The following is an 11,668-nucleotide window of genomic DNA, read 5'->3' on the forward strand; positions in this document are numbered from 1 at the left end:
GGCGGGGTGCTTTCGCCCGAACATATTCAATAATACGCATCCGATGACAGGGAACCGCCCATGATCGCCCGCCGCCACTTTCTCCAGGCCGGCCTCGCCGCCTCCGCCCTCTGGGGGGCCTCCGGCTTCGGCAACTGGTCCCGGCTCGCGGCCCAGCAGCGGCTCAGCCAGGACGACCTGATCGGCACCGGTGGCCCCGGCAATGTCACGCTGATCCACATCACCGACATCCACGCCCAGACCCAGCCGATCTGGTTCCGCGAGCCCGAGATCAATCTCGGTGTCGGCGAAGCGCAGGGTCTCGTGCCGCATGTCACCGGCGCCGCCTTCCGCAAGCTCTACGGCATCGAGGACGGCTCGCCGCTCGACTACGCGCTGACCTATGACGATTTCGTCGCGCTGGGCCGGGAATACGGCAAGATGGGCGGCCTCGACCGCATCGCCACCGTGCTCAAGGCGATCCGGGCCGAGCGCCCCGATGCGCTGCTGCTCGACGGCGGCGACACCTGGCAGGGCTCGCTGCCCGCCCTCAAGACGCAAGGCGCCGACATGGTGCGGCTGTTCAACGCGCTGGGCACCGACGCGATGACCTCGCATTGGGAGTTCACGCTGGGCATCGACCGGGTCAACGAGATCCTCGAGACCGAGCTCGACCCCGCCTTCCTCGGCGCCAACATCTTCGACGCGACATGGGACGAGCCGGCCTACGAGCCCTACAAGATGTTCGAGCGCGGCGGCACCTCGATCGCCGTGATCGGCCAGGCCTTCCCCTATCTGCCGATCGCCAACCCGAACTGGATGTTCCCCGATCTCAGCTTCGGCGTGCGGCAGGAGCGGATGGCCGAGGTGGTGCAGGAGGCGCGCGACGCGGGCGCCGAAGTCGTGGTGGTGCTGTCGCATAACGGCTTCGACGTGGACCGCAAGATGGCCGCGCAGGTGCCCGGCATCGACGTGATCCTGACCGGTCACACCCATGACGCCCTGCCCGAGCCGGTACTCGTCGGCTCCACGCATCTGATCGCGTCGGGCAGCCACGGCAAGTTCGTCAGCCGCGTCGATCTCGACGTGCAGGACGGCGCGCTCAAGGGGCTGACCCACCGCCTGATCCCGATCTTCTCGGACGTGATCGCGCCCGATCCGGAGATGACCGCGCTGGTCGAGGAGACCCGCGCGCCGTTCAAGGACGAGATGTCCGAGGTGCTGGGCACCACCGAGTCGCTGCTCTACCGGCGCGGCAACTTCAACGGCACCTGGGACGACCTGATCTGCAACGCCCTGATTTCCGAGCGCGAGGCCGACATCGCGCTCTCGCCCGGCTTCCGCTGGGGCGCCTCGCTGATGCCCGGCCAGGAGATCACCCGAGAGGACGTCTTCAACGCCACCGCGATGAGCTACCCCGAGGCCTACCGCTCGGAAATGACCGGCGAAACGCTGAAGCTCATTCTCGAGGACGTGGCCGACAACCTGTTCAACCCCGATCCCTACTACCAGCAGGGCGGCGACATGGTCCGCGTCGGCGGCATGGGCTACCGGATCGACATCGCCCAGCCGCAGGGCAGCCGCGTCACCGAGATGACGCTGCTGTCGTCGGGCGAGAAGATCGATCCGTCGAAAACCTACGTCGTGGCCGGATGGGCCAGCGTCAACGAGGGCACCGAGGGCCCGGCGATCTGGGACGTGGTCGAAAGCCACATCCGCAATCAGGGCACCGTTTCCATCGACCCCAACACAAGCGTCGACGTGGTGGCCGGATGAGCCGCCCCGCCGACATGGACGACAAGAGGACTCCGAGCATGAGCAAAGATCCCGCCCCCTCGCGGCGCGGCTTCCTGACCGGCGCGCTCGCCGCCGGCGGCGCCATCGCGGGCAGCCGCGTGGCCGCGCAATCGCCCGATCCGGCGATCACCGAACTGCAGCCCTGGATGCAGTATCTGGGCGACGGCGTCGATGCCCGCCCCTATGGCACCCCCTCGCAATACGAGGCGCATGTCATCCGTCGCAACGTCGAATGGCTGACCGCCGATCCGGTCTCCTCGGTGAACTTCACGCCCCTGCACGAACTCGACGGGATCATCACCCCGAACGGGCTGTGCTTCGAGCGGCACCATGCCGGCATCGCCGAGGTCGACCCGACCGCGCACCGGCTGATGATCAACGGCCTGGTCGACAAGCCGCTGGTCTTCACGATGCAGGACCTGATGCGCTTTCCGCGCGAGAACCGGGTCTATTTCCTCGAATGCGCTGCGAATTCGGGCATGGAATGGGCCGGCGCGCAGCTCAATGGCTGCCAGTACACCCACGGCATGATCCACAACGTCATGTATACCGGCGTGCCGCTGCGGCTCCTGCTCGAAGAGGCGGGGGTCAAGACCAACGGCAAGTGGATCATGCCGGAGGGCGCCGATGCCTCGGCCATGACCCGCTCGATCCCGATCGAGAAGGCGATGGACGACTGCCTCGTCGCCTTCAAGATGAACGGCGAGGCGCTGCGCCCCGAGCAGGGCTACCCGGTCCGCCTCGTCGTGCCCGGCTGGGAAGGCAACATGTGGATCAAGTGGCTGCGCCGGATCGAGGTCGGCGACCAGCCCTGGCACCACCGCGAGGAGACGTCGAAATACACCGACCTTCTCGACAACGGCATCGCCCGCCGCTTCACCTGGGAGATGGACGCCAAGTCGGTCATCACCAACCCCAGCCCACAGGCGCCGATCCTGCACTCCAAGGGACCGACCGTGCTCACCGGGGTCGCCTGGTCGGGTCGCGGCACCATCCCGCGCGTCGACGTCACGCTCGACGGCGGCAAGAACTGGCACGAGGCGCGCATGTCGGGGCCGAGCTTCGACAAGTCGATGCACCGTTTCTACTTCGAGTTCGACTGGGACGGGAAACCGCTGCTGCTGCAGAGCCGCACGCATGATTCCACCGGCTACGTGCAGCCGACCAAGAACGACCTGCGGGCGATCCGCGGCGAGAACTCGATCTACCACAACAACGGCATCCAGACCTGGCATGTCAACGAACGCGGCGAGGCGGAAAATGTCGAAGTTTCTTAAAATCCTCGCACCCGCCTCCGCCGGCACGGCGAGCGTGCTGACCCTGGCCTACGTGCTGGCCGACCAGTTCGTGGTCGACATGCCGGCGCCGGCGCGGGTGTCCTTCGTGGCCGCCGCCAACGCCCAGGAGACCGAAGCCCCCGCCCCGACCGCCGAGACGGTCGCGCAGGCCAATGCCGAGCCCCCCGCCCCGGCCCGCGATGGCGGCTACGGGCTGGGCCGCGAGGCGCTGCCCGAGGAGATCGCCGCCTGGGACATCGACATCCGCCCCGACGGGCAGGGCCTGCCGGTGGGTTCGGGCGATGTCTGGACCGGCGAGGAGGTCTTCGTCGAGAAATGCGCCTCCTGCCACGGCGATTTCGGCGAGGCGGTCGGCCGCTGGCCGCAGCTCGCCGGTGGTCAGGGCACGCTCGAGCGCAAGGACCCGGTCAAGACCATCGGCTCCTACTGGCCCTATCTCTCGACCGTCTGGGACTACGTGCACCGGGCCATGCCCTTCGGCGACGCGCAGTCGCTCACGCCGGACGAAGTCTACGCGATCACCGCCTACCTGCTCTATCTCAACAACATCGTCGAGGACGACTTCGAGCTGTCGAACGAGAGCTTCGCCGAGGTCGAGATGCCCAATGCCGAGGGATTCAAGCCCGACGACCGGCCCGAGACCGAGCTGACCGCCTTCTCCGGCGAGGCCTGCATGGAAGGCTGCAAGGACGAGGTCGAGATCACCATGCGGGCCGCCGTGCTCGACGTGACGCCGGGCTCGGACGAGGGTGACGCGGATGTCGAGGACACCGCGATCGAGGTCGAGGAGCAGGCCGCGGCGCAGCCCGCGGATGCCGAGCCCGCCGAGGAGGCAGTGGCGGGTGACCAGCCCACGGCGCCGGAAGATGCGGCTGTCGCGGGTGAGGCCGACAAGGCCTCCGTCGAAGGCGCCGACGCGGAAGCGGCCCCGGCGGAGGCGGTCGTCGAGGCGAGCGCCGGACCCGATCCGGAGCTGGTTGCGGCGGGCGAGCGGGTGTTCAAGAAATGCGCCGCCTGCCACCAGGTCGGCGACAACGCCAAGAACCGCAGCGGCCCGCAGCTCAACGGCATCGTCGGGCGCACCGCCGGCACGGTCGAGGGCTTCCGCTACTCGGGCGCGCTGGAAGAGGCCGGCGCGGACGGGCTGGTCTGGGATCACGAGAGCCTCGCGGGCTTCCTCGCCGATCCGCGCGCCTATCTGAAGGGCACCAAGATGTCCTTCGCGGGCTTGCGCAGCGACGAGGACATCACCGCCATCACCGCCTTCCTCGAAGCGCAGGGCGAGTGAGCCATTCCGGGCGGCCCGCGCAGGGCCGCCCGCATCGCCGCCTTGGGCGGCAGGAGGGAAACGGCCGGGCCATGCCCGGCCCGACCCGCAACAAGGGAGGAGTAAGGCCATGAGACGGATCCTTTTGACGGCGCTGGTCGCGTTTGCGGGCGGGGTCGCCTCGGCGCAGGAGGTGGTCACCTATCCCTTCGACGGCAGCTTCGAGGACGCCACCTTCAGCGTCGAGAGCGCCATCGTCGGAGAGGGTCTGGTGGTCGACTATGTCAGCCGCGTCGGTGACATGCTCAACCGCACCGGGGAGGACGTGGGCAGCGACGTGACCATCTTCGACGCCGCCGACGTGTTCCTGTTCTGCTCGGCGGTGGTGTCGCGCAAGGTGATGGAGGCCGATCCGGCCAACATCGCGCACTGCCCCTACGGGATCTTCGTCACCGACAGGGACGGCGCGGTCGAGATCGGCTATCGCGCGATGCCCGATGGCCCGATGCAGGAGGTGCAGGCGCTGCTCGACGGCATTGCCAAAGAGGCGGCGGGGCAGTAGCGGGTGGCCTTCGACAGCTTCTTCGCCGCCGAGCTCGACCGTCTCAGATCCGAGGGCAACTACCGCCGCTTCGCCGAGCTGGAGCGCCATCGCGGCGCCTTTCCCGCCGCCACCCGCCATGACGGTTCCGCGCCCTCCGAGGTCACCGTCTGGTGCTCGAACGACTATCTCGGCATGGGCCAGCACCCGAAGGTGCTGGCCGCGATGCACGCGGCGCTCGACGAAGTCGGCGCAGGCGCCGGCGGCACCCGCAACATCTCGGGCACGACCCGCCATCACGTGGCGCTCGAGCGCGAGCTGGCCGACCTGCATGGCAAGGAGGCGGCGCTTCTCTTCACCTCGGGCTACGTGTCGAACTGGGCCGCCCTGGGCACGCTGGCCGCGCGCATTCCCGGCTGCATCGTGCTGTCGGATGCGGGCAACCACGCCAGCATGATCGAGGGCATCCGTCACAGCCGCGCCGAAAAGGTGATCTGGAAGCACAACGACCTCGTCGATCTGGAGGCGAAACTCGCGGCCCTGCCAGCCAATGCCCCGAAGATCGTCGCCTTCGAGAGCGTCTATTCGATGGATGGCGACATCGCCCCCATCGCCGGCATCTGCGATCTGGCCGAGCGCTACGGCGCCTTGACCTATCTCGACGAGGTTCATGGCGTCGGCCTCTACGGCCCGCGCGGCGGCGGCGTCGCCGAGCGCGAGGGGCTGATGGGGCGCATCGACGTGATCGAGGGTACGCTGGGCAAGGCTTACGGCGTGATGGGCGGCTATATCGCCGCCTCCGCCGCCTTGTGCGATTTCGTGCGCAGCTTCGCCTCGGGCTTCATCTTCACCACCGCCCTGCCCCCCGCCGTCGCTGCCGGTGCGCAGGCGGCGGTGCGCCACCTCAAGACTTCCGACGCCGAGCGCCGGTTGCAGGCCGAGCGGGTGTCGAGCCTGCGCGCCCGGCTCGACGCGGCGGGCATCCCGCACCTGCCCAACCCGAGCCACATCGTGCCGGTGATGGTGGGCGATCCGGTGAAATGCCGCTGGATATCGGACCTGCTGCTCGACGAGTTCGGCATCTACATCCAGCCGATCAACTATCCCACCGTGCCGCGCGGCACCGAGCGGCTGCGCATCACGCCCTCGCCGGTGCATTCGGAGGCCGATCTCGACCGGTTGGCCTCGGCGCTGGAGGCGCTCTGGGACCGCTGCCGTATCGCCCGCGTGCCGATGGCCGCGCAATAAGGGAGACCGATCATGATCCGCCTTGCAGCCCTCCTTGCCCTCCTCTCCGCACCTGCGTTCGCCGAGCCGGTCGGCATCGACGCCGACTGCATGTCGGTCACCGTCGAGACGCCGGACGGGCCGATCGAGATCATGCGCGAACAGGACAACGAGGCGGTCATCACCGGCGACTTCGCCAAGACGTCGCGCGCCTGTCCGCCCTTCTGCATCCAGCCGATGACGCCCGCCGAGGGCGTCACGACGATCGGCGAGCTGGAACTGCTCGACATGTTGGAGGATCCGGAGGCCGTGGTGATCGACAGCCGCACCCGCGACTGGTTCGAAGGCGGCACCATTCCGGGGGCGATCCACCTGCCATGGGACGTGATCACCGACCGATTGGGCGAGCTGAACTGCGAGCCGGATTTCGAGGGTTGGGACTGTTCGGAGTCGCCGCGCGTGGCGCTGTTCTGCAACGGCCCGTGGTGCGGCCAGTCGCCCACCGCGATCCGCGCGATGATCGGCGCCGGCTATCCTGCGGAGAAGATCAGCTATTACCGGGGTGGCATGCAGGTCTGGCGGCTACTCGGGCTTACCGTTGCGGCAGGGCGCTGAGCCGCGCGAGGCGGCCCAGCGGCGGGTTCACGGCTTGACGTAGGTGTAGCCCTGCCCCTGCAGGTAGCTCAGCTCGGCCACGCCCGAGGGGACGATCTGGTCCTCGAACACCTCGAACAGGTCCTCCTCGTAGCTGATGTCACGACCGGTCAGCGTGTTGTTGCATACCAGGAAGACGACGTTCTGACCGCGCAGGCTGGTCACGTCCATCTGCAGCTGCTCGTTCTCCATCGCGTTCTGCAGCAGCCCGACCCCGTTGCCATGCAGGACCACCTTGACCTCTATGTTGTCGCGGCCCACGGCGTTGATGTGGTTCTGCACGTTGCGCAGCGCGCCGCGATAGGCCTTGTCCTCCTCGCCGCCATTGCCGTTGATGTGGTAGACCACCTTCTGCTGGCCATAGCGGTCGCTGTCCTGCGCAGCGGCATTCCCAGCCGCCAGCAATGTCAGCACCGCAAGTCCGGCGGCCAACACGCCGCGCATCCGTTTCAGTATCGTCATCTCGTCCTCCCTTGAGCGGGCATGGGCGGCATGCCCTACCGCGCCGATCGAGACGGCACTCCTCCGCGCCGACTCCGGCTGCGCCCTTTTGACGCATTCACACATTCAACTACGTATAAACCTTCTGTCCACCCTTCTTCCCGTTGCAGGCGGGCAGGCGCCGTCTCCCGGCACCACCGGAACCCTCTCCGAAGCATTCCCGTTTGCGCATGTGAAGGAGGACCTGCCATGACCCTGCGCTTCGAACAGATCCTGGCCGACGGCGTCGCCGAATGCTCCTACCTCTTGGGGGACGACGCCGCGCATGTCTGTGCCGTGGTCGATCCGCGCCCAGACGTCGACATATACCTGGAGGCGGCGCGGCGCTTCGGCCTCGCCATCACCCATGTGTTCGAAACCCACATCCACGCCGACTTCATGAGCGGCGCGCGCGAGCTGGTCGACCGGCTCGGCGGACAGGCCAAGCTCTATGTCAGCACCGAGGGCGGCGCGGAGTACGGCTTCGACCACGAGACCGTGCGAGACGGCGACGAGTTCCGCTTTGGCGGGCTGCGGATGAAGGCGCGCTTCACTCCCGGCCACACCCCCGAGCACATGTCCTATTTCCTCTATGACGGCGACACCGAGACGCCTTGGGGCGTGCTTTCTGGCGACGCCTTCTTCGTCGACAGCGTCGGCCGCCCCGACCTGATGGGCGACGACCAGACCGAGGAGCTGACCGAAAAGCTGTTCCACACGGTGCGCGACGTGTTCATGGCGCTGCCCGACGACGTGATCATCTATCCCTGCCACGGCGCGGGATCGGCCTGCGGCCCCGATATCGGCGACCGGATGTCCTCGACCATCGGCTACGAGCGACGCTTCAACGACTACGCGAAGATCGAGAGCCTCGAGGAATTCAAGAAGGTGATGCAGGCGGACGCCCCGCCGGTGCCGACGCATTACCCCCGGCTGAAGAAGGTGAACGCCAAGGGCCCGGAGGTGCTGCGCAACCTGCCGCGCGTGCCACCCCTCACGGTCGACCAGTTCGCCGAGGCCACCGAGGGCGGCGCGCAGATCGTCGACACCCGCGACATGATGGATTTCGGCGCAGGCCACGTGAAGGGCAGCCTCAACATCGGCGCGCGGCCGGAACTGTCGGTCTGGGCCGGGTGGCTGCTGGATCCAGAAAAGCCCATCCACCTCGTTCTGCACGAGGATGGCGACTTGCCCGAGGTCGTGAAGCTCCTCTGGCGCACCGGCTTCGACCGGTTCGGCGGCTATCTCGCCGGCGGCATGAGCGCCTGGCGCGAGGCCGGTCGCGATTTCGCGCAGATCCCGCAGATCTCTGTGCATGAGCTGAAGGACGCGCAGGACATCACGCCGCTCGACGTGCGCAAGCCCGACGAATGGCAGGGCGGCCACGTGCCGGGCGCGACGCACGCTTTCCTTGGTGAGCTGCGCGAGAAGATGAACGATCTCGACCGCGGCAAATCCTACGCGACCTACTGCGCCAGCGGTTTCCGCGCCAGCATCGCGGCAAGCCTGCTCGCGGCGCATGGCTTCGAAACCATCCGAAACGTGCCGGGCAGTTGGAAGGCATGGAGCGCCGCCGGCTACCCGGTCGAAACCCCCGAGCAGAAATGAGGACCAAGATGGACAACATCGTAGAGATCGACAGCAATCACAGCATCGCCCGCTTCGCCCCGGACGAAACCACGCTTCGGAAAGCGGCCGAAGAAGGTTACCGAAGCGTGGTGAATTTCCGAACCACAGACGAAAAGCAGGAGGTCGCCCCCGACGAAGAACGGCGCATCGTCGAGGAGGCCGGGCTGAGCTATCTGCATCACCCGGTCTCCCCCGACGCGCTTGACGACGAATTGGTGGACGATTTCCGGCGTTCCCTCGATGAGCTGCCGCGGCCCGTCCTGCTGCATTGCGCATCGGGCAAGCGCGCGGGCGCGATGACGCTGATGGCGCTCGCCGCCGAGCAGGGCCTCGACGGCGATGCGGCCATCGCGAAGGGTCGCGCAGCCGGGGTCGATCTGTCGCAAGAGAAGATCGGCCAGTTCGTGAAGGACTATGCGGACCGCAAGACCAAGGCCTGATCCTCGCCCTGCGCCCGGAGTTGCCGGGCGCGGGCTCTCACCGCGCCTCGCGCGCGCAGTACAGCTTGTGCAGCGTCTCCAGCACGGCGGCGACCTCTTTGCCGGTGACGCTGTAATAGATCGTCTGAGCGTCCCGGCGGCCCTCGACGAGCCCCGCCTCCTTCAGCCGCTTGAGCTGTTGCGACATGGTCGGCTGCGACATGTCGCAGATCCGGGCCAGTTCCCCCACCGACCGCTCGCCATCGACCAGCCGACACAGGATCTTCAGCCGCGCCTCGGAGGCCAGCATGCCCATCAGCGCGGCCGCGCCCGCGATGTCGCCTTCGAGGAAATCGTCGGTGATTTTCATATGCTGCCCATTGAATATTAGACAATACGAATATATAGATGTCCTGAAACAAGACAAGCGCGACGGCGTTGACCGTCGTATCACGGAGTCGAGAGATGGAAACAGAGTTCACCCCTTGGCTGTCGCTCGGCGGCGGCATGATGATCGGGGCCTCGGCGGTGCTGCTGATGGCCACCAACGGCCGGATCGCCGGCATCAGCGGCCTCACCTCGCGTATCTTCGCCCGCTCGACCGGTGGCGAGGCGCGCGGCGTCTCGGCGCTGTTCGTGCTGGGCCTGCTGCTCGCCGCGCCGATCTGGATGCTGGTCTCGGGCGAGTGGCCGCAGCAATGGGTGCCGTCCAGCCCTGCCCTGATGGCGGTCGCGGGCCTGCTGGTGGGCTTCGGCGCCACCTATGGCAATGGCTGCACCTCGGGCCATGGCGTCTGCGGCATCAGCCGCGGCTCGATGCGCTCGATCACCGCCACCGTCACCTTCATGGCCGCGGCCTTCGTCACGGTCTTCGTCACCCGCCACCTGATCGGAGGCTGAGATGAAACAGCTTTTCGCGCTTCTCTCCGGCCTGATCTTCGGCTTCGGCCTGATCGTCTCGGGCATGTCCGACCCGGCCAAGGTGCTGAACTTCCTCGACGTGTTCGGCACGTGGGACCCGAGCCTCGCCTTCGTCATGGGCGGCGCCATCGCGGTGACCGCGCCGGGCTTCGCGCTTCTCACCCGCAACCGCTCGCGCCCGTTCTTCGACACCGAGTTCCGCATTCCGAGCCGGACCGACCTCGACCCCAAGCTGCTGACCGGCGCGGTGCTGTTCGGCACCGGATGGGGGCTTGGCGGCTTCTGCCCCGGCCCGGCGCTGACCGCGCTGCCGATTGCGGCCACCGGAACGCTGATCTTCGTGCCCTTCATGCTGGCCGGCATGTGGCTGGCCCGGCACACCCCTGATCTCTCCCTGCCCCTCAGCAAAGGAGCTACCCAATGACCGACCCCCTCAAGAGCCGCGTCGTCCGCCATTCGCCTTCGACCGGCGAAGGCAGCCCCGATGTCTGGGGCATCTACGAGCCCGACACCGGGTCGATCCAGTACATCTGCGCCGACCCCAAGACGCGCCATGCAGCGCTGATCGACGTGGTCTGGAATTTCGATCACCGCAACGGCAAGTTCTCGACCGAGAGCATGGACCAGGTCCTCGACCTCGTGCGCGACAACGACCTTAAGGTGCAGTGGGTGCTCGACACCCACCCGCATGCCGATCACGTCATGGCCTCGGCCCATCTCAAGGAGCGCACCGGCGCCCCCAACGCCATCGGTGCGCTGGTGCCCGAGATCGCCAAGATCTGGGCCGACATCTACAACCTGCCCGATGCCTTCGAGCCGAGCCGCGATTTCGACCACCTGTTCGAAGAGGGCGAGACCTTCAAGATCGGCGAACTCGACGCGCGTGTCATGCTTTCGCCCGGTCACACGCTGGGATCGATCAGCTATGTCTGCGGCGATGCGGCCTTCGTGCATGACACGCTGATGCAGCCCGACATCGGCACCTCCCGCTCGGACTTCCCGGGCGGCAAGACGCACGAACTGTGGGATTCGATCCAGGACATCCTCGCCCTGCCTGAGAATACCCGGCTCTATGTCGGCCACGACTATGGCGGGCCGGAGCGCGACGAGCCGATGTGGGAGGCCACCGTGGCCGAGCACAAGGCGAAGAACAAGCACGTCAAGGATGGCACCGCGCGCGAGGACTTCATCCAGCGCCGGCAGGAGCGCGACGCGACGCTGCCGCTGCCGCACCGCATCATCGAGGCGCTGCAGGTCAACCTGCGCGGCGGGCGGCTGCCCCCGGCGGAGAATGACGGCAACCACTACCTGAAATACCCGGTCAACCGCTTCGACTGAGCCTGACCCCGGGCGGCCCGCGGGCCGCCCGCCCCCCCGTGGGCCCCGCCTGGCCCGGCCGCGCTGGGCCGGGGGTGGGGTGCCCGCGGCCGGCCGGGGGGGGGCGGGGGGCGGCCGG

The 11,668-nt window shown here is 67.6% G+C and carries 13 protein-coding genes; 11 read left to right on the plus strand and 2 right to left on the minus strand.

The annotated features are described in order from the left end of the window. The first annotated feature begins 60 nt into the window (after nucleotides 1-60). From soxB to O4G76_RS16885, 6 genes are all read left to right on the plus strand, one after another. Complete coding sequence (soxB, locus tag O4G76_RS16860) at nucleotides 61-1,755, plus strand: thiosulfohydrolase SoxB (protein WP_269398413.1); 1,695 nt, start codon at nucleotides 61-63, stop codon at nucleotides 1,753-1,755. A 38-nt stretch (nucleotides 1,756-1,793) separates the two neighbouring features. Further along, nucleotides 1,794-3,053, plus strand: coding sequence for a sulfite dehydrogenase (soxC, locus tag O4G76_RS16865; protein ID WP_269398414.1), 1,260 nt, complete (start codon nucleotides 1,794-1,796; stop codon nucleotides 3,051-3,053). After that, nucleotides 3,037-4,362, plus strand: coding sequence for a c-type cytochrome (locus O4G76_RS16870; protein ID WP_269398415.1), 1,326 nt, complete (start codon nucleotides 3,037-3,039; stop codon nucleotides 4,360-4,362). The genes soxC and O4G76_RS16870 overlap by 17 nt, the downstream gene beginning before the upstream one ends. Nucleotides 4,363-4,471: 109 nt before the next feature. Further along, nucleotides 4,472-4,903: a DUF302 domain-containing protein gene (locus O4G76_RS16875; protein WP_269398416.1), complete on the plus strand. Its 432-nt coding sequence runs from the start codon at nucleotides 4,472-4,474 to the stop codon at nucleotides 4,901-4,903. Nucleotides 4,904-4,906: 3 nt separating this feature from the next. Continuing rightward, a complete protein-coding gene (hemA, locus tag O4G76_RS16880; protein ID WP_269398417.1) occupies nucleotides 4,907-6,130 on the plus strand; it encodes a 5-aminolevulinate synthase in 1,224 nt (407 codons plus the stop codon). Between the two features lie 12 nt (nucleotides 6,131-6,142). Then, nucleotides 6,143-6,724 carry a rhodanese-like domain-containing protein gene (locus O4G76_RS16885; protein ID WP_269398418.1) on the plus strand — a complete coding sequence of 194 codons (582 nt, stop codon included), beginning with the start codon at nucleotides 6,143-6,145 and terminating at the stop codon, nucleotides 6,722-6,724. 27 nt (nucleotides 6,725-6,751) lie between these two features. Here O4G76_RS16885 and O4G76_RS16890 read toward each other — a convergent pair whose 3' ends face one another. After that, entirely contained in the window at nucleotides 6,752-7,225 is a 474-nt protein-coding gene (locus O4G76_RS16890; protein ID WP_269398419.1) for a DsrE family protein, read from the minus strand. A 228-nt stretch (nucleotides 7,226-7,453) separates the two neighbouring features. Here O4G76_RS16890 and O4G76_RS16895 point away from each other — a divergent pair, with 228 nt between their 5' ends. Next, nucleotides 7,454-8,851 (plus strand): rhodanese-like domain-containing protein, encoded by a 1,398-nt coding sequence (locus O4G76_RS16895; RefSeq protein ID WP_269398420.1) that lies wholly within the window; start codon nucleotides 7,454-7,456, stop codon nucleotides 8,849-8,851. Nucleotides 8,852-8,859: 8 nt separating this feature from the next. Further along, the gene (locus O4G76_RS16900) at nucleotides 8,860-9,312 is read left to right on the plus strand and encodes a beta-lactamase hydrolase domain-containing protein (RefSeq protein ID WP_269398421.1); all 453 of its coding nucleotides are present in this window, start codon (nucleotides 8,860-8,862) and stop codon (nucleotides 9,310-9,312) included. Nucleotides 9,313-9,349: 37 nt separating this feature from the next. On the opposite strand, the gene O4G76_RS16905 is transcribed toward O4G76_RS16900, so the two are convergent. Next, complete coding sequence (locus O4G76_RS16905; RefSeq protein ID WP_269398422.1) at nucleotides 9,350-9,661, minus strand: helix-turn-helix transcriptional regulator; 312 nt, start codon at nucleotides 9,659-9,661, stop codon at nucleotides 9,350-9,352. A 95-nt stretch (nucleotides 9,662-9,756) separates the two neighbouring features. Here O4G76_RS16905 and O4G76_RS16910 point away from each other — a divergent pair, with 95 nt between their 5' ends. The 3 genes from O4G76_RS16910 to O4G76_RS16920 are packed head-to-tail and all read left to right on the plus strand — an operon-like array spanning nucleotide 9,757 to nucleotide 11,550. Then, nucleotides 9,757-10,191, plus strand: coding sequence for a YeeE/YedE family protein (locus tag O4G76_RS16910; protein WP_269398423.1), 435 nt, complete (start codon nucleotides 9,757-9,759; stop codon nucleotides 10,189-10,191). Between the two features lies 1 nt (nucleotide 10,192). Beyond that, nucleotides 10,193-10,636, plus strand: coding sequence for a YeeE/YedE family protein (locus O4G76_RS16915; protein WP_269398424.1), 444 nt, complete (start codon nucleotides 10,193-10,195; stop codon nucleotides 10,634-10,636). Then, nucleotides 10,633-11,550 carry an MBL fold metallo-hydrolase gene (locus O4G76_RS16920; RefSeq protein WP_269398425.1) on the plus strand — a complete coding sequence of 306 codons (918 nt, stop codon included), beginning with the start codon at nucleotides 10,633-10,635 and terminating at the stop codon, nucleotides 11,548-11,550. The genes O4G76_RS16915 and O4G76_RS16920 overlap by 4 nt, the downstream gene beginning before the upstream one ends. Nucleotides 11,551-11,668 lie beyond the last annotated feature (118 nt).

The sequence above is a fragment of the Limimaricola sp. G21655-S1 genome (assembly GCF_027213785.1).
Lineage (GTDB): Bacteria > Pseudomonadota > Alphaproteobacteria > Rhodobacterales > Rhodobacteraceae > Limimaricola.